The sequence below is a fragment of the Gilliamella sp. ESL1225 genome (assembly GCF_058502635.1).
The window spans coordinates 117,924-143,543 of sequence record NZ_CP196358.1; the positions used below are offsets into that span (position 1 = coordinate 117,924).

The window sequence follows — 25,620 nt, forward strand, 5'->3', positions numbered from 1 at the left end:
AAAAATAATTTTCATCTAATCACTAAGAAACTTATGCTTATCGTCCAGCTCGCTGATATTGATAAAATCTCGCTCGATTTATCATTACTTCCTCAATCCCTTCTTGACGAAGCAAAACAATTAACACCTTTTAGACAAAAACAATTTTTAGCGTCTCGCTGTTTACTCACAAAACTGCTCAAGCAATATTACAACGATAAAATACAGATTTTACCGCCTATGATGCGTAAAGAAAATAATCGACCTACTTTTAGCGATGTCACTTTGCCCGATTTTAATATCAGTCATAGTCAAAATTGGCTAGCCGTTGGATTATCTTTACAAGGGCAATTAGGCATTGATATTGAAATCGCCCGTAATAATCATAATTACTTAAAAATTGCTAAGCAGTTTTTTTCAACACACGAATACCAATGGTTAATCAATCATTGTGATCCTTTATCGGCTTTTTGGCAATTATGGACATTAAAAGAATCTGCATTAAAACTTTATGCTAAAGGCGTTTGGCAAATAAAATCCATTGCAGTCAATATCCAAAATCAGACCATTAGTGCCCCTTTTGCAGATTCTTTTTTTTACAATTATCAACAAATCGATTCCATTCATCTTGCCATTAATAGCAATCGCACTTTTGATAAAATTATGTTGTTAAAGGATTAAATGTTTCCTTTAATTTTATGCCATCAGGAATTATCTTTTATACTTAGCACAAATACTTATCTTTTAATAATTTTATCTTATCAGCCGTTAAATGATAATCAACCGCTAACCAATTTTCAAACGTTTGATAACGTTTTTTTATGGCATCAAACGCAGCTAAAAGATAATCTTTTTTAGCCGCAAAAATTTGTTCTTGGTGACGAATATCAATACTTGATAATTCGTGCTGATATTGGCTTCGTATCATTGTCAAATAATCGGCTAGCAACTTTTCAGTTTCGAGGTAATCGTCTAATATTGTTTCTTCACTGACACCTAACGCCAACAATGTAAGCGCAACCCCGACCCCGGTTCTATCTTTTCCAACCGCACAATGTTGTACAAGGGGTCTTGCCTCTTTATCTAATAAAAGTGCTATCAACTTGTGATACGCGGGATTGTTAAAAGGTAACAATTGGTAAAGTTTAATCATAAAATCTTTCGGAAATTGCGTTTTTAATTTCAAAGGATCATCTTTTAATTCAGTGGTTAAACTTGCTGTCACATCGGCGTTAAAAGGGTTAGCTGGCACGTTAATATAATTTGTCGTTTGCCAAAGTTTATCGGGATATTTTTGAATTTCTGACAAATCTCGATAATCTAATATATGATAAAGTTTTAAATCATTTTCTAAAAATTGTTGCTCATCAGACGTGATATCTGCAAAAGAGCCTGAACGAAATAATAAACCTGATTTAATCTCTCGATTATCTTTTGTTTTAATGCCACCAAGATCTCTAAAATTAATCCCATTTTTAATTGGCACAATATTTGTCATAACTATTCCTTTTTTACCTTTCATTAACATGTTATGTTAGCATGATTTTTATAAAAATAGATTATTGTTTTCTTTATTCATTATCGAGGTCTTTATTATGTCAATGATGCCTGTTTTACTTTCTGACGAAGTCGCTAAAGCCCAATGGGGGAAAAATGCCCTGCTTAGTTTTACTGATGATGCCATAACCATCCATTACAAAAATGATCAACGCTTAGATGCGATTGCAAAAGCAGGGCGTAAATTAGATACAATGGGTATTTCTGCTGTCAAATTAACAGGCGATAACTGGCAATTAGAAGATTGTTGGCATTTTTGGTCAGCCTATCGAAATGCTAAAAATACTAATAAAATCACTTTTAGCCCATTAAATAGTGACGATAAAAAAGAACTTGATGATAGATTAGCGATTATTGATTGGTGTCGTGATATTATCAATCAATCTGCCGAAACATTATCCCCTTTCGATTTAGCCCAAAAAAGCGGCGATCTTATTTGCCAATATACTAAAGATGTTACCTACCGCATTATTTCTGGCGAACAATTACAAGTCCATAATTATTTAGGGATTTATACAGTCGGCAAAGGTTCAAATAGACCATCAGCTTTACTAGAACTTGATTATAATCCAAGCCAAGATAAAAATGCGCCCGTGATGGCAAGTTTAGTCGGTAAAGGGATCACCTTTGATTCGGGTGGTTATAGTTTAAAACCCAGTAATTTTATGGAAACTATGCGCTCTGACATGGGCGGTGCGGCTTTAATCACAAGCGCCCTCGCTTTAGCTATCGCTCGTGGTTTAAAACATCGCATTAAATTATATCTATGCTGTGCAGATAATTTAATCAATGGCAATGCCTTTAAGCTGGGTGACATTATCCATTATCGTAACGAAACGACAGTCGAAATTATTAATACTGATGCTGAGGGGCGTTTAGTTCTCGCTGATGGGTTAATCAATGCCAGCCTTGATAAACCTAACTATATTATCGACTGCGCAACATTAACTGGCGCCGCTAAAATTGCCGTCGGCAATGATTATCAATCCATCTTGAGTTTTGACGATAATTTAGCCAAGCAGTTATTACAAGCAAGCGAAAAAGAAAACGAACTCTTTTGGCGTTTACCTTTAGCCGAATTCCACCGCTTACAATTTCCATCTTCATTTGCTGATATTGCTAATTCTGGATTGCCAAATACTGCCGGCGCTAGCACTGCTGCCGCTTTTTTATCGTATTTTGTGGAAAACTATAAACATAATTGGCTTCATGTTGATTGTTCGGCAACTTTTCGCAAAAGCCCTACCTCATTATGGGCAACTGGAGCAACAGGTATTGGCGTCAGGACATTGGCGAATTTGTTAGGTGATTTAAAATAGAAAACAACATGTATTTTATACAAAAAAACAAATGATTATGTCGTATACCCTAATCTCTTAGGCGTTACCATTAGTATAAAAACTCATTAGTCATTTATCATGCACAAATGACTAATGAGTTTTTATGACCACAGCATCATTCCCTTCTTATCACACTGCTCAACCAAGGCTTTAAGGACGACATTATCAGGTAGGATTAAATCGGGTGCGATGTCATAAAGTGGGTAAAGAACAAATTCGCGATTTTTCATATGATAATGCGGTACGGTTAATCGCTCACTATTAAGAATAAGGTTATCATACAATAAAATATCAAGATCCAAACTGCGTGCGCCCCATCTGTTTTCTTTTCGTACGCGTCCTTGTGCTTGTTCAATAGCCTGCAATTGATCCAATAACGCAATCGGAGTTAATTGTGTTTCTAATTTTATCACAGCATTTAGATAATCATCTTGATCTTGTGGTCCCAAGGGTTTACTACGGTAAAAAGGTGATACACAGATAACTTTTGTATCAGGTAACTGTTTTAATGCAATAAGTGCCAAATTAGCTTGTTGTAACGGGTCACTTAGATTACTTCCTAATGCAATATACGTAATTGCCATATGATTCTCGTTTTATTTTGTGTTGCGATAAAAGATAATTTTAAAACCGTTAATTTTTAAAACCATTAATTAATGAAAAGTGTATTAACTCATAAATGAGTTAGATTTAAAATCAAGCACATTAAGTTGATTTCAAATCTAACTTTTTAAAAGAATAGATTATTATATTAAAATACCATTAAGCGATATCTAATCGCTTGCTTTCCCATTTGCGAGATTTCCAGCGCAAGGCGTTGACAATGCCTCGTAACCATTCATCACAGGTAAATCCAATCCAAATACCTAATAAACCTAAATGGAAATGAATACAAAGTATATAACCAATTGGAATGGCAACCCCCCACATAAAGATGAGTGACATATAAAACGGAAATTTAGCATCGCCCGTTGCCCGCAAAGCGTTGACCATTATAATATTTTGCGTTCGACCTGGCTCTAAAATCAACGATAAGAAAAATAAGGGTAAGATCATATTTATCACCGTTTGATTATCACTGATCATATTTAGCAAGGGTTCACGAATAATAAAAAAAGCAATGGCAACTATCGAGGTAACAATGATAGTCAGTTTTAGGCTTTTCCATGTGCGTTGATAAGCATCATTAAATCGTTTAGCGCCGACAAGATGACCAACAATTATCTCGTTTCCGACCCCTAATGAAATGGCAAACAGCATCATAAAATAAGAAATCTGGAAAAAGATAGTTTGAGAGGCAATGGCTGTTTGATCATTAAGTAGATTAATAAATGCTAACATAACCAGTGTTTGCCCTGACCATGATAAATTTTCACCGGCCGATGGCAATCCAATTTTGCACATTTTTTTGAGCTGCTCAATATTCCAACGCCAAAAAAGTGAAAAACATAAACGGATTTTTGTTCGATAAAATAGTAAATAAAATAATAAGATAACACCAACTATTCGACCAACAACGGTTGACCATGCGACACCGATGATACCTAATTTTGGCATATCAAAATAACCATATAAAACTATCATGTTTCCTAAAATCGTTATCGCATTAATCACTAATGAAACAAACATGGCCTCTTTAGAATATCCATAAACACGTAAGCAAGATGCCAAAATAATAGCTACCGCTTCAAATATTAAGCAAATACCTAAGATATGAAAATAATCATAACTTGCACCTAAAATATCTTGCGGCGTATTCATCCACTCTAAAACTTGATAACCTAAAACCAAAATAAAAATATAACAAATCACACTTAATAAGAAATTAAATGAGATAGCTAAATGGATGATTTCCCTCGCTTGCGAACGCTTACCAGCCCCTAGATATTGCGCAATAACGACGCTACAGCCAATGCCGATAAAATTAAAAATAGGAATAAAAATATCAAAAATTTGGTTGCCTACAGCTGTCGCAGCGACTGAGGTAATACTAACATGACTTATCATGTATGTATTTATCATCAGCGTCGCCATATGTAGAAAAATATCGATAAAAATAGGCCAACTTAACGAGAATAAAGATTTATTTATAACTGAGTTTTGACTGTCCATAGTATTTACACTGTTTCTATTATTGATTCACAAAGCCTTGACATATTATCTAATGTCATACCTGCTATATTAATTCGTCCAGAATTAACCATATAAATGGCGTATTTATCGCGTAAGATTTGTACTTGCTGTTCATTTAATCCACTATACGAAAACATACCGTTTTGTTTTGTAATAAACGTAAAATCTTGTTGAGCTCCTTTATCTTGCAAAGTTTTCACAAATAACTGACGCATGCGTAAAATACGTTGTCGCATGCTTGTTAATTCGTTTACCCATTCCTCTTTTAATTCGGGGGTATTTAAAATATGCGCAACAACTTTTGCTCCATGAGCGGGAGGATTTGAATAATTTGCTCGAATGAGGGTTTTTACTTGGCTAAACGCACTATCTGCATTATTGCTAGTTGTCGCAATTAACGTTAATGCCCCCACCCTTTCATTATAAAGACCAAAATTCTTAGAATACGAACTGGCAATTAAAAGTTCGGGTTGCGTTTTAGCAAATAATCTTACGCTATACGCATCTTCGATTAAACCTTGCCCAAAACCTTGATAAGCAATATCAAATAAGGGTAACCAGCCTTTTTTTAACGCTATATCTGCAATAATCTGCCATTGCTCTGGCGTTGGATCAATGCCCGTTGGGTTATGGCAGCAACCATGAAAAAGAACGGCATCGCCAGCAGGTACTGAATTAAGATCCTCAACCATCCCCTCAAAATCAAGACGATGAGTTAGAGGATTATAATAACGATATTCACAAATCGAAAGCTTAGCTGCTTGAAACACATTACGATGATTTGGCCAAGTGGGATTGCTTATCCACACATTTTTGACATTAACGCGATGTGCTAAAAACTCTGCCATAATACGTAATGCGCCTGTTCCGCCAGGACAATGAGCTGTTCTTGCTCTCGCTTCTTCTTGTCCTAATAGTAAAACTTGAGTTGTACGATTAAAATCATTAAAGCCATCAATTGCTAAATAATTTTTAGATTTTTCATTTTCTACCAAAAATTGTTCTGCTTTTTTGACACTTCGTAAGATCGGGGTTTGCGTTGTTTCGTCTTTATAAATGCCCACGCTCAAATTAATTTTATTACATCTATTATCATTATTATAAAGATCTGTTAATCCTAAGATAGGATCAGCTGGCGCTGCGATTAAATGTTCAAACATATTTCACCTATTTTTATCGTCGTTGTTTGAATAGACTGCTAATATAAATGGTAACTGGTTTAAGCCATGATAAATAAAATAGTGCTATTACTTTAATTTAATATGTTATAACGTTTACTATATTAATTTAATTGATGTAAAAACGAACTTAAATCTTCTGCAAGAACGATTAATTCACCGGTCATTAAATTTTCGTCAACAACTTGTCCAGTTAAATTATTGATTGCGATGATTTTATTATCATTTTCTTCATTATTATCAGAATCATAAGAAGCAATAAATACTGTTGGCGTGCGTCTTAATTTTTGTTGCTGTAATAAATGACCGATTAGATTTTGTTCAAGTCGATTAAAGTCATCATCGTTCCAGATTTGTATTAACGTTAATTTAATATCATTGAATTGAGTAGCCATATTGGCAGCATATTGAGTACCATAAAAAACATGTGCGCTTGGATGTAAATTTAATACTATCGATTGCTCGACATAAGCCAAATCTTTGGGAGATTCGCGCACTATCGGTCGCCAATAAACTGATAAAAGCTTAGTTTTGACAATACAAGGAGAAGGGATGGCATGTAATGCTTCACTTTGGGGATGCTCATTAAATTGAGTTAACCAACGTGTTGAAAAGTCAAGTAAGGCCGTTTTATCCTGATGGAACATACCAAATTTATCCATAATAAAAATACGATACTTTACTATTATAAACACTCTATAATAAATATGCACGCGCTAACGAATAGGTCATCGCGTTAAAATAAACGGCTTAATTTTCTTGCTATCCTTTGCGGAAACGTGAATAATAGCGGGGATAATTTTGATTTTGTAATGCAGCAATGGCGTTAGACGTTACAATTTTACAAAATAAATAGAGTAAGTAGAACTTTTATGATTTGATATATAGTTTAGTTTGAGCAATTTAAATAGCAGTTAATTACAACCTAAATTAGGTTATTAAACATTGACTATCGACGCTTTGAATCATCAATTAAACGATTATAAATATTAAATGAATGTCAATGAGATAGGTTTCACATAAAATAATAATCAAAATAACATAAATAAAATAATGAATATCCTAAATAAAACATACTCAATAGCTTTTAAGATAGTTTTAATTGAAGCAACTTTCATAAATAGCTTTTGTATAAATTTATATAAAATAGCTACATGTAAGACTGTCTTTTATAAAACTATTTAAAGTAAATTGATGCGGGATGAAAAGGTTTTTTGTGCAGGATTTTGTTTTATGGAGCGTTTTCCCCATTAAGTTGGTTATTTGAGTATAATCCTAAATATGAATTGTGATTCATGTAAAAAGTAAACTAAATATCAATAATAATATTCTACCTGCAATTTAGTCACAGGTTAATTAAGAGTGTAGAATAATGAAACGAATGTTAATCAACGCAACTCAGCAAGAAGAGCTACGTGTTGCACTCGTTGATGGACAACGCTTATATGATTTAGATATTGAAAGTGTTGGTCATGAACAAAAAAAAGCAAATATTTATAAAGGTAAAATCACTAAAATAAATCCTAGTCTAGAAGCTGCCTTTGTTTCTTATGGTGGTGAGCGAGATGGATTTTTACCCTTAAAAGAAATCGCGGAAAGTTATTTCCCATCTAATATTACTGGTCGCCGAAGTATTAAACACCTTCAAGAAGGTCAAGAAGTTTTAATTCAAATTGAAAAAGAAATCCGTGGTAAAAAAGGTGCTGCGTTAACAACTTATATTAGTCTTGCTGGCAGCTACTTAGTATTAATGCCAAATGATCCACGTGCTGGTGGGGTATCTCGTCGAATCGAAGGCGAAGACAGAGCCGATTTAAAACGTATTATCGATGCGATTAATAAACCTCGCGGGGTGGGTGTTATTGCTCGGACTGCTGGCGTCGGTAAATCTCAAGAAGAGTTACAACAAGATTTAGATGCCTTAGTCAATTATTGGTCTGCTATTCAAAACGAAGCAAAAAACCATCCTGCTCCGAGTCTAATTCATAAAGAAAGCGATATTATTACACGCGCATTTCGTGATTATTTACGTGATGATGTTGGTGATATTTTAATTGATAATCCTAAAGTATTAGAGATCGCTAAAAAACGCCTTGCTGACTTAGGACGTATGGAATATATAAATCGCCTTAAGCTTTACGAGGGTGATGTTTCTTTATTTAATTATTTCCAGATTGAAGGTCAAATTGAATCGGCTTTCCAACGAGAAGTCAGGTTACCATCCGGTGGTTCAATTGTTATTGATGTGACTGAAGCATTAACAGCTATCGATATTAACTCAGCTAAATCTATCCGTGGTAGCGATATTGAAGAAACAGCTTTTAACACAAATCTAGAAGCGGCTGAAGAAATTGCCCGTCAATTAAGATTACGAGATTTAGGAGGCTTGATTGTTATCGATTTTATCGATATGACACCTATTCGTAATCAGCGCGAAGTTGAAAATCGCTTAAAAGAAGCCATGAAAACTGATCGCGCTCGCATCCAAACAACACGAATTTCTCGCTTTGGTTTACTTGAAATGTCTCGACAACGCCTAAGTCCTTCATTGCGCGAAGCGACACATCATATTTGTCCACGTTGTCAAGGAACTGGAACCATTCGTGATAATAATTCGCTTTCTTTGTCTATTCTGCGTTTAATTCAAGAAGAAGCCATGAAAGATAACACAGCTCGTATCGATGTTATTGTTCCTGTGCCTATTGCAAGTTATCTCTTAAATGAAAAACGCAATGCCATCATGAATATCGAGAAAATGCACCCAGATGTGAAAATTATTATCGCGGGTGATGATGAGATGGAAACGCCACTCTACAAAGTTATTCGTAAACGTCGAGGCGAAGAAAATGACGTACTGAGTTATAATCTGCCAAAATTAATACGTGAGCTGGAGGAAGAGGAAGAAGAATTATTTAATCCAGAAATTGTGATTGAAAAAGCGGTGTTATCGGGTCCTAAAGTAGACATGACAACAACGGCAAATACAAAAAATGAACCGACTTCAAAAGCAACGAAATCACCTGCTTTATTTAAACGTTTATTGACTAAATTACGTGGTTTATTTGTATCTAAAGAAAATAGTTCTACTGCCATTGTACAAGAAAAACCAAATAGACAACGTCGTCGTGAAAGAACACCTAATCGTCGTCAACGTCAACCAAATAGAACACAGGCAATTAATGCATCTTCAAACAATAATACGAGTGTTAACGAAGCCAAAGAAAACGTTAAAACAAACAACCGCCGTAATAAGCAAAATCTACAATCGAATCAACAAAATAATTCATCTTTAACGACCGCCAATCAAGCTAGCAATAGCAAGAACGAAAAGGTGATTGAAGAAGTTGTAAATAGTAAACAACGCGAAGCAAGACCTAGAAGACAACAACGTACGCTAACTAAAAGCGTTCGTGTTAAATCTAGCGATTTGACTGTTAAGAAAGATTTAGATGTTCAAGAACGTATTGTGATCCCATCACTTTTGCTTCCTGTTATTGCGGTGCCTGAACGCGATCATCAAGTTACATCTGACAATCAGCCTAGACGTCAAAGACGCTCAACTCGACATTTAAGAATAAGTAATCCGCGTAATAAACGTCGAACTAAACATAATGCTCTTAAACAATCGCCAATGCCATTACCATTTGCTGCAGCGTCACTTGAGTTTGCACTCGGTCGAGTCGTGATTGATTATAGTTTGATTACGCCTGATTTTAGTTACGAACCGATTCCTGTCATTCCGAGTTTATTACAACCCGTTATTATTAAAACTGATAATAATATTAATGATAAATCTAGTCATAATCGGGTTAATAACACGACTGATGGTAACGTTCGCGAGATACAACAAAATCATAATGCAATAAATACATCTGCTAATCAATTAAACGATTCTACATCATTAATTGAAAAAACAGCGGTTGAAAAAATAAATGCTGAAAAACCGACTCCAGTTGACGTTAAACCATTAGAGCAAGCAATAACTGCTGCAGGCCATTCATCGTCGGTGATGATGAGAGCGCCAGCGCTCGAAAGTGTTCCGTCAGAAGAGGTAGAAATTAAATCATATTCTTACGATAATTATCAATATGCAGGTAAAGGTAATGCCGGTGGATTAAGTGCATTAAGTCATGCCTATGCGGAGGCTGGCAAACCATTTAATTCTAAAGATTAATAGATCAAAATAGCAAAGTAAGATAATACTTATCTTCTTACTTTGCTATTTTACTTGCGATTAAAGACAAATAATGATTATTTATATTTTCAAAAAAATTTGTACTTTTCTATTTCTTCTTTTCGTGCTCGCGCAGCTCAGTTTTTGTCTTGTTTATTTTGTTCCACATTCTACTTATCAGCATTTAAATTTATTCTCAGCATATCAAACTTTTTTTATTCAATTAGTTAACGGTCAATTTGTATTATTGTTAGGCAAAAATTTTGCTTTTTGGCAAACGCTAAGCGCAACTTTTGAACTTTGTTTATTGGCGTTATTTGTTTCAATGTTAATTGGTATACCCGTTGGCATATTAATTGGTTTAAATCAATTTAAATGGTTAAACAACAGTATTCGAATTAGTTGTTTAATTATTTATGCATGTCCTATTGTCATGATAAGTCTGGTCGTTTTATTTTTTATTTCGCCGTCTCATAATTTTATGATGCATCATGATCAACTTTCTCCCGTAACAAATGTATCTTTATTTGATTTATTTCGTTCATCCGAAAAAGATAAATGGCCAATTTTACTTCAGTTATGGCAATATTTATTTATTCCAACTTTGATACTTGCTATTCAGCCTTGTATTTTAACTATTCAATTAGTCAGCGAAAGTGTCAAACAAACGGCAGGACATAACTTTATAAAAATGGCCATTATTCGCGATACTTCTTCATTCAAAATTTTATATCGCCATTTATTACCAAATTCATTACCTACGATCTTGCCGCAATTAACTTATAATACCAATACCTTATTATTTTCTACCATGGTTATAGAATTATTATTTAATCGAATCGGATTAGGACAATGGGTATTAATGGCGTACCATGAGCATAATTATTTTATTATTTCGATAGCGTTATTAGCATGTGGATTTGTGATCAGTTTATTAAGATTGTTAAGTGAAATTGCGACACTTATCATTTACCCAAGACGCCATAAGGAGATTTATGATTAGTCGTTTTCCGCGATTAGCACGATTAGTCAATCTGTGGCTAACAAAACAATACCATAATTATTATTTAATTATTGGTTTATATGGCATATTACTTATCGCTTTTATTTCACTTTCGACGACGTGGTTTTTCCATGCCAATCTCAAAAATATTTATACCCACTCATTACCACCCGCATGGTATATAAATGGAGATATTAACCATATTTTAGGAACCACTAAACAAGGACAAGATATTTTTGATTTCCTGCTAATCAGTTATCGTACCTCGATTACAATGACAGTCGAGACACTATTAAGCGTGATTATATTTAGTGGAATTATTAATTATCTTCTGTTTTTTATTCCCTCAATCCGTAGTTTTTTATTATTATTTTTGCGATTATTTAATGTGATCCCACCTTTATTAAGTACCATCATTATCAGCTTATTATTAACAGATTCCGTTACATCTATCTTATTAATTGTTGGTCTAACTTATATGCCAAGGTTTATTAATAATATTCATCAGCAAATTCAAAAAGAATCACAAAAAACCTATATTCTGGCATACCGATTAGATGGTTTATCAAGATTTACCATCTTAAATCATTTTATTTTACCGAATACTTTTCCAATTTATATTACTGAAATTGTTGTTCTATTTGGGCAAATTCTTTTAGCCATTACGACGTTAACTTTTTTAGGATTTGCTAATAATGCCCATTATCCTGATTTAGGTATGATGATGTGTACCATGAAAGATTTACTTTCAAGCAATTATTGGGCTTTTTTAGCACCAGGTTTAATGATTGTATTAACCATTGTGTTAGTCAATTTTCTTAATTTTGGTTTATTTGGTAAGAAGATAGGAAATTAACAATGGCTTTATTAGATATTCGCAATCTTACCATTGAATTAATTACCTCGCATGGATTACTACGCGCTGTTGATAGAGTTAATCTTAAACTTAATGAAGGTGAAATTAGGGGGCTAGTTGGCGAATCAGGTTCAGGAAAAAGCTTAATTGCAAAAGCCATCTTAGGATTAACTAATCATAATTGGAAAATTACAGCGGATCGCTTTTATTTTAATGATATCGATTTATTAGCCATAACACCTAAGGAAAGGCGCAAAGTCATTAGTACCCATATTTCGATGATTTTTCAAGAGCCGCAATCATGTTTAGATCCCTCCATGAAAATTGAACAACAATTAAAAGAAGCTATTCCTGCCCGTACTTTTAAAGGTCATTTTTTACAACGGTTATTTTGGCGTAAAAATCGTTCGATTGAATTATTGCATCGTGTTGGCATTAAAAATCACCAAGAAATCTTAAAATCTTATCCTTTTGAATTAACCGAAGGCGAATGCCAAAAAGTAATGATAGCCATCGCACTTGCCAATCAGCCAAAATTACTTATTGCTGATGAACCAACAAACGCGATGGATTCTACAACTGAATTACAAATCTTTCGATTGTTAGCCAGCATGAATCAAAATTTGGGCACAACCATTTTATTAATTAGTCATGATTTACAAATGGTGACTAAATGGTGCCGACGTATTAATGTTTTATATTGTGGGCAAACGGTTGAAATAGCAAATAGTGATGTTTTAATCACAACCCCATTTCATCCTTATACACAGGCACTCATTTATTCAATGCCAAATTATTATAAGGCAATGCCGCATAAAAGCCCGTTAAATGCATTACCTGGCGTCATACCGTCTTTAGAGCATTTGCCTATTGGCTGCCGATTAGGACCAAGATGCCCATATGCGCAACGAAAATGTATACAAGCACCGGCTTTAATCTCTGTCAAAGATCATGCTGTTGCTTGTCATTATCCTTTAAATTTGGATGATTAAACTATATTTAGGTATAACAATGAACCCTATTTTAAATGTCCGCAATTTATCAAAAAAGTTTAAGATCCCAAAAGGATTATTTGGTCATTTATGTATTAAAGCCGTTAATTCCGTCTCATTTTCATTAGATGAAGGTAAAACACTGGCGATTATTGGCGAAAATGGTTCAGGTAAATCCACATTAGCTAAAATGTTAGTGGGTATGATAAAGCCAACAAGTGGCGATATCTGTCTGGATGATAAAAAAGCCACTTATGGAGATTTTAGTAGCCGCTGTCAAATTATTCGTATGATCTTTCAAAATGTGGGGGATTCGTTTGATCCAAGGCTCCGTGTTGGTCAGCTACTTGACGTTACATTAAAATATAATAGCCGATTAACGGCCGCGCAGCGTAAAGACCGCATTGCCGAAGTATTAAAACAAGTTGGCTTATTACCCGATCATGCTCGCTACTATCCTTCCGTTATGGCTGCTGGGCAAAAACAGCGAGTTGCACTTGCTCGAGCTTTAATTGTTAAGCCTAAAGTGATTATTTTTGATGAGGCCATTGCTGCACTTGATATCTCGATGCGATCGCAAATTGTCAATTTATTGCTTGAACTACAAGAAAAGTATCAATTATCTTATATCTTTGTAACACAAGATATCGGCATGATGAAACATATTAGTGATCAAATCATGGTTATGCAATGTGGTGATGTCGTTGAATATGGTAATACAGCCGAAGTGCTAGCTTCACCATTAAGTGATATTACTAAAAAGCTTATTAATAGTTATTTTGATGAGGCACTAACAGCAGATTCATGGCGTAACGATGTTACATCTTAGTCAAGGTTATCATTCAGACAAGATCCGCACAAAAAAATGTAAATATAAAATTGCATATAGGTTAGATAAAAAACTCGACAAATAAATCTAAAACTTTTATATTACCGATTTAGATTTCTAGACGTCTATATGGTTAAATTAAAAAAATAATTAACCTCGTTATTGTAAGGAAATAAAGTGTATTAAGGAGTTTCTGCTATGCCTATTTGTATCCCTGATTCATTACCTGCTGTTGATGTTTTGCGTAATGAAAATGTATTTGTTATGACATCATCACGCGCTAAAACGCAAGAAATTCGTCCTTTGAGATTATTATTTTTGAATTTAATGCCAAAGAAAATCGAAACGGAAAATCAATTTCTACGCTTGTTGTCCAATTCATCATTACAAGTCAATATTCAATTACTACGCATTGATCAACATCAATCTAAAAATACCCCTATTGAACATTTAAACAGTTTTTATTGTGATTTTGATTCTATTCGCGAGCAAAACTATGATGGCTTAATTATAACTGGTGCGCCATTAGGTAAAGTTGCATTTAGTGATGTCGCTTATTGGTCAAAGTTAGTTGAAATCATCAACTGGTCAAAAGAGCATGTTACATCAACTCTTTTTGTTTGCTGGGCCGTGCAAGCTGCTTTAAACGTTTTGTATGATTTACCTAAATTTACGCGACAACAAAAATTATCAGGCGTATTTGAACATAGTACTTTACTCAATAATAACCTCTTAACTCGTGGCTTTGATGATAATTTTTGGGCACCCCACTCACGATTTGCTGATTTCCCATTAGATAAAATAAACACTTATACCGATTTGCAAGTATTAGCTGACTCAGCAATTACCGGTGCATATTTAATGGCAACTACAGATAAACGCATGGCTTTTATTACAGGTCACCCCGAATATGATGCGATGACACTCGCTAACGAATACTATCGTGATCTTAATGCAGGATTAAATCCCGCTCTTCCTCAAAATTATTTCCCGAATAATAATCCGCACTTACCCCCGAAACATGTATGGCGAAGCCATGCTTATTTATTATTTAGTAATTGGTTAAATTATTTTGTCTATCAATTAACACCTTATGATTTAACAACTCGCGATCTAACATGGGACGAATAATGACTTAATTCTATGCGTTACCTTGCATCATCCATAGCATAGTTATATTATTAGAGCAAGTTATATACATCTACATTGTTTAAGGGAATATTTATGTTAAAGTCTATCGATCCAACTACTACCTTATCTTGGCAAGCGTTACAAAACAGTTTTGAAAAAACAAAAGAAAAGACCATCGCACAAATTTTAAAAGATGAACCTAATCGCGTTAATAAACTTAGTATTAATTTTGACGACCAGATTTTTGTCGATCTCTCTAAAAATCGTATTACACAAGAAACGTTAGAACTCTTTTATCATTTAGCAGAAGAATGTGATTTGAAAGGCGCTATCGAAGCAATGTATAGCGGTCAAAAAATCAATCGCACCGAAGATAGAGCTGTTTTGCATATTGCGTTACGTAATCAATCAAATACACCTATTTATGTTGATGGAAAAAACGTAATGGATGATGTCAATGCAGTATTAGACAAAATGCAATCCTTTAGTGAAAAAGTAATTAGCGGTGAATGGAAAGGTTATACTGGTAAAGCTATCACTGATGTGGTTAACATTGGTATCGGTGGATCTGATTTAGGTCCTGTTATGATTACCGAAGCATTGATTCCATACAAAACTCGCCTTAATATGCATTTTGTATCAAATGTAGATGGCACCCATATCGCTGAAACCCTTAAACACTTGAATCCAGAAACAACCTTATTTTTAATCGCATCAAAAACCTTCACGACACAAGAAACCATGACCAATGCACAAACTGCTCGCCAATGGTTATTAGAAGCTGCGAAAGAGGATAGTGCGGTTGCTAAACATTTTGTCGCTTTATCAACCAATAGCAAAGAAGTCGCAAAATTTGGTATTGATACTAACAATATGTTTGTATTTTGGGATTGGGTCGGTGGTCGTTATTCGTCATGGTCGGCAATTGGACTTTCGATCGTTTTAGCCATTGGTTTTGATAACTTTAAGCAATTATTAGCCGGTGGACATAAAATGGATCAGCATTTCCAATCTACGCCTATCGATAAAAATATCCCTGCATTACTTGCCTTAATTGGCATTTGGTATAACAACTTTTTTGGTGCCGAGACCGAAGCAATTTTACCTTATGATCAATATATGCATCGTTTTGCTGCTTATTTCCAACAAGGTAATATGGAATCAAACGGTAAAAGTGTTGATCGTAATGGTAATAAAACACATTATTCAACAGGCCCTATTATTTGGGGTGAACCAGGAACAAATGGTCAACATGCGTTTTATCAGTTAATCCATCAAGGAACAAAATTAATCCCTTGTGATTTTATTGCACCAGCAATTAGTCATAATCCAATTGGCGATCATCATTTAAAATTGATGTCTAACTTCTTTGCACAAACCGAAGCATTAGCATTTGGTAAAGCAGAAGTCGTTGTCGAACAAGAATTTATTAGCGCTGGTAAAAATTTAGAAGAAGTAAAAAATATTATTCCATTCAAAGTCTTTGATGGTAATAAGCCAACTAACTCAATTCTTGTTAAAGAAATTACCCCTTATACTTTAGGTGCTTTAATTGCTATGTATGAACATAAAATCTTTACACAGGGCGTGATTTTAAATATTTTCAGCTTTGATCAGTGGGGTGTTGAGCTTGGTAAACAATTAGCTGGACGTATTTTACCAGAATTAGAAAATGATAAAGCGATATCATCACATGATGCATCGACAAATAATTTAATCAATCAATATAAAAAATGGCGTTAATAATTGCCAAAGTTTAATTTCATTGGCTTTTAACTTCATTGAATGATAAACATAAAAAAACCTTCAATTTCTTGAAGGTTTTTTATTGGAATTGATTTTACTACAGATTATTTTTTAACACGCATAATTGGCGTTTTACCTGCTTCAACCGTCCCAGATAATTTAGCTAATTCTTGGATACTATCCATATTTGAAATAACCACTGGTGTTAAAACAGATTTTGCTTTGCTTTCTAATAAAGGTAAATCAAATTCAATGATAGTGTCACCGATTTTGACTTGTTGCCCTTCATCAGCAATACGTTTAAAACCTTCACCTTTTAATTCAACGGTATCAATACCGAAATGAACAAAAAGTTCAATACCATCATCAGATTCAATGGCAAATGCATGATTGGTTTCGAAAATTTTCCCTATTTTACCATTTACAGGTGCAACAATTTTATTGCCTGTCGGTTTAATAGCTACGCCATCACCAACTATTTTTTCTGCAAAAACAACATCTGGAACATCTTCAATTTTAACAATTTCACCATCTAAAGGTGCAATAATTTCAATGCTATTTTTGTCATCGTCCGATACAAATTGTTTGATTTTATCGAAAAAACTCATCTTAGTCTCCTAACATATTTGCTTTTCAGTGGTGTATTTTTCAATTAAATCGACCACTTCTTCAGCTGTCGCTTTTTCTAAAACACTTTCAGCAAGTTTTTTAGCTTCGGCATAATTGGTATTACGAATTAGTTTTTTAATCTTAGGGATTGATACCGAACTCATACTAAACTCATCAAGTCCCATACCTAATAATAAAACAGTTGCCCTTTCATCACCAGCTAATTCACCACACATCCCTGTCCAAATACCCTCTTGATGAGAGGCATCAATCACATTCTTAATTAATGTTAATACTGCAGGTGATAAAGGATTATAAAGATGAGAAATAAGCTCATTACCACGATCAACCGCAAGGGTATATTGTGTTAAATCGTTTGTTCCTATACTAAAGAAATCAACTTCTTTTGCTAAATGACGTGCAATAACGGCTGCTGCAGGTGTTTCAACCATAACACCGATTTCGATGTCTTTATCAAATTCAATGCCTTCAGATGTTAATTGTTCTTTTAACATTTTAATTTCGGCTTTTAATTTACGAACTTCATCAACCGAAATTATCATTGGGAACATGATACGTAATTTACCAAATGCTGATGCACGTAAAATAGCACGTAATTGAGTATTTAGAACATCTTTGCGATCCATACCAATACGGATAGCTCGCCATCCTAAAAATGGATTTTCCTCTTTTGGCAAATGCATATAAGGAACATCTTTATCGCCACCAATATCCATGGTGCGAACAATAATTGGACGACCATGAGTTGCTTCGGCAACTTCTTTATAGGCTCTAAATTGTTCATCTTCATTTGGATACTCATCGCGATCCATAAATAAGAATTCAGTACGGTAAAGTCCGACACCTTCATAACCATTACGTTCAGCACCAGCAATATCACGCACTGTGCCAATATTGGCACCAATTTCAACCTGATGACCATCTAAAGTAACAGCCGGTAAATCTTTTAATTTAGCAAGCTCTTCTTTATCCGCTAAAAATTGTGCTTGAACTTGTTTTAGTTTTTCTTGCGTTGTGTGATCAGGATTAATATAAATAGCGTTATTAATCGCATCTAAAATAACAAAATCACCTTGTTTGATTTCTTTCGTCGCATTTGAGGTGCCTACAATGGCTGGGATTTCTAAAGAACGCGCCATGATAGATGTATGTGATGTACGTCCGCCTGCATCAGTAATAAAACCTCGAACCATATCTAAGTTTAGCTGTGCAGTTTCAGAAGGTGTTAAATCAGTTGCAACCAAAATACATGGGTGATTAATCGCACTTAAATCTACGATTTTGATACCTAAAATATTTTTAAGTAAACGTTTACCAATATCACGAATATCAGCAGCACGTTCTTTCAAATATTCATCATCTAGATTTTCTAATTCTTTAGCCTGGGTTTCAAAAACAGATTGCACAGCGGCATCAGCGCTTAAATGTTTATTTTTAATTAGAGAAATCACTTCAGATTCAAGATCTTCATCTTCTAGCAGCATAATATGACCTTCAAAAATCGCTGCTTTCTCTTCACCTAACGTTTTCTTTGCATTTTCCATAATGGCGTGTAATTGCTCGCTAGATTTTTCACGAGCCGTTTTGAAACGTTCGATTTCTGCCTCAATTTTATTATCAAGAATGGGTCTATTATTGATAACTATCGGCTCTTCTTTTAATAATAGCGCTTTCGCGAAAGCGATACCCGGAGAGACAAGTATACCTGATACCATATATGTTCCTTTTTAATTTTTAAAACAATTTTGTCTAATCGTTAAATTACGCTTAATTATAGCTCTTTATTCCAATGTAGGAATTAATTTAACGAGATGGTCAACTGCCGCTTTTGCGTCTTCACCATCAGCAGAAATTGTGATCGTTGTACCTTGATTTAAGCCAAGAGTTTGTAATTTAAATAGACTTTTAGCATTGGCATTTTTACCGTTTGATGTCACTGTAACATCAGAATTAAACATTTTCGCTTCTTTAACAAATTGAGCTGCTGGGCGAGTATGGAGACCGTTTGTCGCGGTAATTGTAACTTCTTGCTTATACATAATTAATTAATTCCAAAAAATTGATGATTTATGCGACCAATATTAAATAAAAACTATTTGAAAGGCTACAAAGTTTACTAAGCGCTTTCAAAACATCTTTGTTTATTTCGATCTTTAACTTTTATAAAGTCCAAAGTTATAAAATAATTATTTATAAAAATAATTCCTTTATTAACCACTCTAACCTGTTTATGATTTAGAGATAGATTATAACCGAAAGTAAGCTTTATTGCTGAAAAAATAGCTTATTATTTCAAAATATATATTAAAAAAAAAGCATATTTTTAGAATGCAAATCAACAAAATTATCCATTTCAGTCAGTTAAACAGATATTTTTATACTGAAATTTTAGAAAGCTGGAGAGTAAAATGCTAGAAAAAGTAAATTACAACGATCTAAATCATCAATTGATTCAAGATAAAATTGGTATTACTGCTGCCGAATTACATGGTTTTTTAACGGGCGTCTTATCGGGTGGAAATCAAGATATCAGTTGGCAGCCTTTAGTCGATAATATGCTAAATGACGGGCAAAAACTTCCTGAGCCTTTAGCAACAAAAATACAAAAGCTTTATAACGAAACACGCGCAGCTTTATCAGACGATGATTTTGAATTTCAACTATTACTTAGCCATGGGGATTTATTCCAACAAATTGATGATTTAGTCGGTTGGGTCAATCATTTTCTATTAGGGATAGGTCTTATGCAACCTAAACTTGCGACACTAAAAGGCGATGTTGGCGAAGCTATTTATGATTTAAGACAAATTGTTAAACTCAGTTATGATGATGAAGAAGATCCAGACGAGCTCGCTTTTGCATTTGAAGAAATTAAAGAATATGTGCGCATAACAGCAATTTTATGTTATGAAGAATTTAATGAAACTGACACGTCTACAACACTTCATTAATACAACTATATTTTAAGGTAATATTATCCTTTTAAACATTATCAAAACAAAACCGGCATTCAATTAAGGCTAAAATAATGATAAATAAAAAACATAAACAAGAAATTAGTACGCGTCGACAACGCTTATTTGCCCAAATGAAAAATAATAGTGTCGCTATTTTCTTTACTGCTCCCGAAGCAGTCCGCAGTAATGATACAAATTATCCCTACCGTCAAAATAGTGATTTTTGGTATTTAACTTTATTTGATGAACCTGAAGCCGTTTTGGTAATGATTAAATTAGCCCATAATAAGCAGCGCTGTATTTTATTTAACCGTCAAAAAGATCCCCTTGCCGAAACATGGACTGGTTATCGACTAGGACAAACACAAGCATTAACTAGCGTTTTTGTTGATGAAGCTTATCCAATTAATAACATTAATACGCTTTTAGCGGAATTACTCAATGATAAAGATGCCATTTATCATGCTAATGGGCAATATGCTTATGCCGATAATCTTATCAATCAGACGTTAGAAAAATTACGCAAAGGAGCAAGGCAAAATCTTAAAGCTCCAACAATGATCATTGATTATCGCCCGATCCTTCACGAAATGCGCATGTTTAAATCCGATTATGAAATTGAATTAATGCGTATCGCCGGAAAAATTAGTGCCCAAGGTCATATTCAGGCAATGAAGCGATGCCAACCGGATCTTTACGAATATCAATTAGAGTCTGAAATCCTTTATACATTTATCAATCATGGCGCTCGCTCTCCTTCTTATAATACGATAGTCGGCGGTGGAAATAATGGCTGTATTTTGCATTATGAAAATAATAATTGTCGATTAAAACATGGGGAGTTAGTATTAATCGATGCTGGTTGTGAATATGAATATTATGCCGGTGATATTACGCGCACGTTTCCAATTAATGGCAAATTTACAAAACCTCAACGAGATATATATGATCTCGTTTTAGCGATTCAATATAAAGCGATTAGTTTACTTAAACCAAATACGTCAATTCGAGAGGTCAATAATCAAATTATTCATACCATGGTTGAAGGATTAGTTAAGCTAAATATTTTAAAAGGCAATATTGAAGAGTTAATTGCTAGTAAAGCTTACCAAGCCTTTTACATGCATGGGTTAGGGCATTGGCTTGGTATTGATGTGCATGATGTTGGTAGTAATACTGATAGGAAACTTGAGCCCACTATGGTGTTGACCGTCGAACCAGGTATTTATATTAATCAGCAGGCAGATGTACCTGCGCAATATAAAGGGATTGGTATCCGCATTGAAGACAATGTTTTAATTACCGAAAGTGGCAATGAAGTATTAACCTATGATGCCCCAAAAGAGCCGGAAGAGATAGAATCACTCATGGAGCATGCGCATTAATTATTGCAATTTTATAGCAATAATTAAGCTTCTTTCTTATCCTCTAATAAGCAAACCTATTTTTGCTTATTAGAGAATTCATTTTAAGAGACGTTTTAGATTATTAATCATCTAAAAGACGAAGTGTTTAACATTACCCTCTTTTGTCATTATTATCAAAGTCTTATTTACAATAGCTTGTCTTTAATAAAAGTATTTATAATAAAATAGCAATTATACATCCGAAATCTTGATTGGCTTATTACGCTCAAACACAATTTTAATACTTAAATCTTTTGCGCTGATCGGTTCATATCGCCAAGATTTCATTGCTTGTGCAACCGTACGATTGAAAATATTATTTGGCACTGACTGCGTAAATCGAATATTTTCAACTCTTCCTTGTTGATTTATATCATAAAGTACAACAACATACCCCTCGATTCCCATATCTAACGCATGCCTTGGATATTCAGGCTGTCGTCGATTAATCGGTGATGGATTAGAAGAATAGCGTAGATTATCTGAAATTGAGGGTGCAACCGAAGTTTGAGCAACATTATCAAGCGCAACCTCTTGGCGTACTTGTTGATGAGAAGATCGCTGCATTTGTTTATTCTTTCGTTTTTTATCATGATGTTTTTGACGATCGAATTTTTGCTCGGTTTGCGTAATTTTAGTTTCTGGCTCAATTTTTTTATCTTCAACGACTTCTTTCTCGGATTCAATAATTGGTTCCGGCAGAACTTCATCTATCACTTGGTTATCAATAATCTTGCTGTTTTCATCACCTTTAATTTCTGGCGTTGTTTCAACTAATGATTGTTCTGGTGCCGCAAGCAGGGAAAGATCGACCATCACGGCTTTAATCGAATTATCTCCCTCATTACTAAGCACATTTTCTGCAAGCAAGGTAGAGCTGAATAATAATCCAATTAAAGTTAAGTGCGTAAATAAAGAAATAGAGGTATATTTATAACCACATTTAAGCTGTTTTTTTACAATAGGCGCTTTTTGATTTTGATCGTCTACATCGATATCAAAGTGAATCTTCATAATAATTATCATTTGCAACTAAGAGCCATATTTTAAATGAAAATGAGTATCATTTATAGTGTTTTCTAAAAATATCCTCACCAAAACTTGTTGCTAAAACATATTTATCAGATAATACTTTAAAATTTATTCCTATTTTTAATGGCTAGTTCGATGACAAAACCCTCAATGCAGCAAATTCAAGACCTTGTTCAAGACGATTTGATTAAGGTTAATCAAACTATACAAGCAGAATTAAGTTCTGACGTTGCCTTAATCAATCAACTAGGTAATTATATTATTAGCGGTGGTGGAAAACGATTACGCCCAATCATTGCTTTACTTGTCGCAAAAGCATTAAATTATCAAGGTGATAAACATATCCTGACAGCTGCTTTTATTGAATTTATCCACACTGCAACACTTTTACACGATGATGTTGTGGATGAATCTGATCTAAGACGCGGAAAATCAACTGCTAATGCCATTTTTGGCAATGCTGCAAGTGTTTTAGTTGGGGATTATATTTATACTCGATCTTTTCAAATGATGGTCAAAACTGAATCCCTCAAAGTGCTATCTATTATGTCAGCAGCCACTAATGTCATTGCCGAAGGTGAAGTTCAACAACTAATTAATTGCAATGATCCAAATTTAACTAAAGAACAATATCTTGACGTTGTTTACCGCAAAACAGCGCGCTTATTTGAAGCAACTTCTCATTCTGCCGCAGTATTAGCCAACGCAACTAAAGAACAAGAATTGGCTTTAAAAGAATACGGTAAATACTTGGGTACGGCTTTTCAAATTATTGATGATTTATTAGATTATAATGCCGATAGCAATCAAAAATTAGGTAAAAATTTAGGTGATGATCTTAACGAAGGAAAACCAACCTTACCTTTATTACATGCCATGCATCATACTCAAAATCCACAAGATGCTGAAATGATCCGTCAAGCCATTATTAATGGTAATGGCCGTCATTTATTAGATCGCATTCTCACCATTATGGCACAGTGTGATTCATTAAACTTTACATTAAATGCAGCTAAACTTGAAGCACAAAAAGCGGTCGCGGTTATTGATATTCTACCTGATTCAATTTATAAAAAAGCATTACAAGATTTAGCCTTATTATCCGTTCAGCGCGATAATTAATACCCAAAATTATTGGCGTTGAAAAAACAACGCCAAAATTAGTCAAAAAGGAAATTTTCAAAAGGATTAGCGAGGAGGCAATCCCATTTTTCCGCCCATGAGTCCCTGCATTTGTCGCATCATTTTCATCATGCCGCCACCTTTCATTTTTTTCATCATTTTTTGCATATCTTCAAACTGTTTAAGTAGTTTATTGACATCTTGCACTTGAGTGCCAGATCCCATTGCAATACGACGTTTACGTGATCCTTTAATAATCTCAGGATTAGCACGTTCTTTCAATGTCATTGAGCCAATAATCGCTTCCATTTTACCGGTCATTTTATCGTTCAATTGTGATTTAATATTATCAGGCAATTGTCCAATGCCGGGTAATTTGGCTAACATGGAGGTCATTCCCCCCATATTGCGCATTTGTTTTAATTGATCTTGAAAATCATTAAAATCAAACTTATCGCCTTTTTTAATTTTTTTAGCTATTTTTTCTGCTTTTTCGCGATCAACTTTATCTTGTAATTCCTCAATCAACGAAATCACATCACCCATACCTAAAATGCGCGATGCAATACGATCAGGATAAAAAGGTTCAAGCGCATCGGTTTTTTCGCCCATTCCTAAAAATTTAATCGGTTTTCCAGTTATATGACGAATAGACAGTGCAGCACCACCGCGCGCATCCCCATCGACTTTAGTTAAAATAACCCCCGTCAAAGGTAACGCATCATTAAAAGCTTTGGCAGTATTGGCGGCATCTTGCCCCGTCATAGCATCAACCACAAATAATGTTTCAATTGGATTAACGGCTTTATGAAGTGCTTTAATCTCGTCCATCATATCATTATCGACATGGAGACGACCGGCTGTATCGACAATTAAGACATCATAAAATTGTAATTTGGCATGACTGATGGCTTTATTAACAATGTTAATTGGATTTTCTTTACTCTCTGAAGGGAAAAATTCAACACCAATTGATTGTGCCAATGTTTCTAACTGTTTAATTGCTGCTGGACGATAAACATCGGCAGACACTACTAATACTTTCTTTTTCTGCTTGTCTTTTAAAAGTTTGGCTAATTTAGCAACGCTGGTCGTTTTACCGGCACCTTGTAAACCTGCCATTAAAATTACCGCTGGGGGCTGAGCTGCTAAATTAAGCGAACTATTTTCATCACCCATTGCATGCGTTAACTCAGCTTGTACAATTTTAATGAATTCTTGACCGGGGGTAAGGCTTTTATTAACATCAAGTCCAACTGCTTTATCTTTTACCTGATTAATAAATTCCCGCACAACGGGTAAGGCAACATCCGCCTCTAATAAAGCCATTCTCACATCACGTAGCGCTTCTTTTATATTGTCTTCGCTAAGCCTGCCACGACCACTAATATTTTTAAATGTTTGTGATAAACGATCGGTTAAATTCTCAAACATAAGCATTCTCAATAAAATAAATAAAATTGCCGTTATAATAACAGAAAATTATTTGCTAGCCCATGTTAAGCAGTAGAATAAAATGTTATTTAACTTAACAAAGAACTTACGCCCTATAGGC

Annotated in this window: 22 protein-coding genes; 12 read left to right on the forward strand and 10 right to left on the reverse strand. The window is 34.3% G+C overall.

The window, feature by feature from the left end:
- The first annotated feature begins 33 nt into the window (after positions 1-33).
- Entirely contained in the window at positions 34-660 is a 627-nt protein-coding gene (locus ACSYSW_RS00510) for a 4'-phosphopantetheinyl transferase family protein (protein ID WP_491705206.1), read from the forward strand.
- 43 nt (positions 661-703) lie between these two features.
- Here ACSYSW_RS00510 and ACSYSW_RS00515 read toward each other — a convergent pair whose 3' ends face one another.
- Positions 704-1,477, reverse strand: a complete 774-nt coding sequence (locus tag ACSYSW_RS00515; protein WP_491705205.1) for a tyrosine-protein phosphatase — start codon at positions 1,475-1,477, stop codon at positions 704-706.
- Positions 1,478-1,583: 106 nt separating this feature from the next.
- Between ACSYSW_RS00515 and pepB the strand changes: the two genes are divergently transcribed.
- Positions 1,584-2,855 carry an aminopeptidase PepB gene (gene pepB, locus ACSYSW_RS00520; RefSeq protein WP_491706133.1) on the forward strand — a complete coding sequence of 424 codons (1,272 nt, stop codon included), beginning with the start codon at positions 1,584-1,586 and terminating at the stop codon, positions 2,853-2,855.
- A 122-nt stretch (positions 2,856-2,977) separates the two neighbouring features.
- On the opposite strand, the gene folK is transcribed toward pepB, so the two are convergent.
- The 4 genes from folK to syd all read right to left on the reverse strand — a co-directional run bounded on the left by folK (position 2,978) and on the right by syd (position 6,834).
- Entirely contained in the window at positions 2,978-3,460 is a 483-nt protein-coding gene (gene folK, locus ACSYSW_RS00525) for a 2-amino-4-hydroxy-6-hydroxymethyldihydropteridine diphosphokinase (protein ID WP_491705204.1), read from the reverse strand.
- A 178-nt stretch (positions 3,461-3,638) separates the two neighbouring features.
- Positions 3,639-4,988 carry an MATE family efflux transporter gene (locus ACSYSW_RS00530; RefSeq protein WP_491705203.1) on the reverse strand — a complete coding sequence of 450 codons (1,350 nt, stop codon included), beginning with the start codon at positions 4,986-4,988 and terminating at the stop codon, positions 3,639-3,641.
- 5 nt (positions 4,989-4,993) lie between these two features.
- A complete protein-coding gene (locus ACSYSW_RS00535) occupies positions 4,994-6,169 on the reverse strand; it encodes an amino acid aminotransferase (protein WP_491705202.1) in 1,176 nt (391 codons plus the stop codon).
- 122 nt (positions 6,170-6,291) lie between these two features.
- Positions 6,292-6,834 (reverse strand): SecY-interacting protein, encoded by a 543-nt coding sequence (syd, locus tag ACSYSW_RS00540; RefSeq protein WP_491705201.1) that lies wholly within the window; start codon positions 6,832-6,834, stop codon positions 6,292-6,294.
- 725 nt (positions 6,835-7,559) lie between these two features.
- On the opposite strand from syd, the gene rne reads away from it, so the two are divergent.
- The 7 genes from rne (at position 7,560) to pgi (ending at position 16,915) form a co-directional block, all read left to right on the forward strand.
- Positions 7,560-10,361: a ribonuclease E gene (gene rne, locus ACSYSW_RS00545; protein ID WP_491705200.1), complete on the forward strand. Its 2,802-nt coding sequence runs from the start codon at positions 7,560-7,562 to the stop codon at positions 10,359-10,361.
- A 73-nt stretch (positions 10,362-10,434) separates the two neighbouring features.
- On the forward strand, positions 10,435-11,364 hold the full coding sequence (locus ACSYSW_RS00550; protein WP_491705199.1) for an ABC transporter permease subunit: 930 nt from the start codon (positions 10,435-10,437) through the stop codon (positions 11,362-11,364).
- On the forward strand, positions 11,357-12,220 hold the full coding sequence (locus ACSYSW_RS00555; RefSeq protein ID WP_491705198.1) for an ABC transporter permease subunit: 864 nt from the start codon (positions 11,357-11,359) through the stop codon (positions 12,218-12,220). The genes ACSYSW_RS00550 and ACSYSW_RS00555 overlap by 8 nt, the downstream gene beginning before the upstream one ends.
- 2 nt (positions 12,221-12,222) lie before the next feature.
- Positions 12,223-13,212 carry a peptide ABC transporter ATP-binding protein gene (locus tag ACSYSW_RS00560; protein ID WP_491705197.1) on the forward strand — a complete coding sequence of 330 codons (990 nt, stop codon included), beginning with the start codon at positions 12,223-12,225 and terminating at the stop codon, positions 13,210-13,212.
- Between the two features lie 19 nt (positions 13,213-13,231).
- Positions 13,232-14,041 (forward strand): peptide ABC transporter ATP-binding protein, encoded by an 810-nt coding sequence (locus ACSYSW_RS00565; RefSeq protein WP_491705196.1) that lies wholly within the window; start codon positions 13,232-13,234, stop codon positions 14,039-14,041.
- A 198-nt stretch (positions 14,042-14,239) separates the two neighbouring features.
- A complete protein-coding gene (gene metA / locus ACSYSW_RS00570) occupies positions 14,240-15,172 on the forward strand; it encodes a homoserine O-succinyltransferase MetA (protein ID WP_491705195.1) in 933 nt (310 codons plus the stop codon).
- Between the two features lie 93 nt (positions 15,173-15,265).
- Entirely contained in the window at positions 15,266-16,915 is a 1,650-nt protein-coding gene (pgi, locus tag ACSYSW_RS00575; RefSeq protein ID WP_491705194.1) for a glucose-6-phosphate isomerase, read from the forward strand.
- Positions 16,916-17,022: 107 nt separating this feature from the next.
- Here the strand turns inward: pgi and crr are convergent, their stop codons facing one another.
- The 3 genes from crr to ptsH all read right to left on the reverse strand — a co-directional run bounded on the left by crr (position 17,023) and on the right by ptsH (position 19,587).
- On the reverse strand, positions 17,023-17,526 hold the full coding sequence (gene crr, locus ACSYSW_RS00580) for a PTS glucose transporter subunit IIA (RefSeq protein ID WP_491705193.1): 504 nt from the start codon (positions 17,524-17,526) through the stop codon (positions 17,023-17,025).
- 9 nt (positions 17,527-17,535) lie between these two features.
- Complete coding sequence (gene ptsI, locus ACSYSW_RS00585; RefSeq protein WP_491705192.1) at positions 17,536-19,263, reverse strand: phosphoenolpyruvate-protein phosphotransferase PtsI; 1,728 nt, start codon at positions 19,261-19,263, stop codon at positions 17,536-17,538.
- A gap of 66 nt (positions 19,264-19,329) precedes the next feature.
- The gene (gene ptsH / locus ACSYSW_RS00590) at positions 19,330-19,587 is read right to left on the reverse strand and encodes a phosphocarrier protein Hpr (protein ID WP_491705191.1); all 258 of its coding nucleotides are present in this window, start codon (positions 19,585-19,587) and stop codon (positions 19,330-19,332) included.
- Positions 19,588-19,956: 369 nt separating this feature from the next.
- On the opposite strand from ptsH, the gene ACSYSW_RS00595 reads away from it, so the two are divergent.
- Together ACSYSW_RS00595 and pepP are read left to right on the forward strand one after the other, a co-directional pair.
- Positions 19,957-20,499, forward strand: coding sequence for a UPF0149 family protein (locus ACSYSW_RS00595; RefSeq protein WP_491705190.1), 543 nt, complete (start codon positions 19,957-19,959; stop codon positions 20,497-20,499).
- A gap of 77 nt (positions 20,500-20,576) precedes the next feature.
- Positions 20,577-21,890, forward strand: coding sequence for a Xaa-Pro aminopeptidase (pepP, locus tag ACSYSW_RS00600; RefSeq protein ID WP_491705189.1), 1,314 nt, complete (start codon positions 20,577-20,579; stop codon positions 21,888-21,890).
- Positions 21,891-22,103: 213 nt separating this feature from the next.
- On the opposite strand, the gene ACSYSW_RS00605 is transcribed toward pepP, so the two are convergent.
- Positions 22,104-22,925, reverse strand: coding sequence for a TonB family protein (locus tag ACSYSW_RS00605; RefSeq protein ID WP_491705188.1), 822 nt, complete (start codon positions 22,923-22,925; stop codon positions 22,104-22,106).
- Positions 22,926-23,078: 153 nt separating this feature from the next.
- On the opposite strand from ACSYSW_RS00605, the gene ispB reads away from it, so the two are divergent.
- On the forward strand, positions 23,079-24,065 hold the full coding sequence (gene ispB / locus ACSYSW_RS00610) for an octaprenyl diphosphate synthase (protein WP_491705187.1): 987 nt from the start codon (positions 23,079-23,081) through the stop codon (positions 24,063-24,065).
- Positions 24,066-24,131: 66 nt separating this feature from the next.
- Here ispB and ffh read toward each other — a convergent pair whose 3' ends face one another.
- On the reverse strand, positions 24,132-25,499 hold the full coding sequence (gene ffh, locus ACSYSW_RS00615; RefSeq protein WP_491705186.1) for a signal recognition particle protein: 1,368 nt from the start codon (positions 25,497-25,499) through the stop codon (positions 24,132-24,134).
- Positions 25,500-25,620 lie beyond the last annotated feature (121 nt).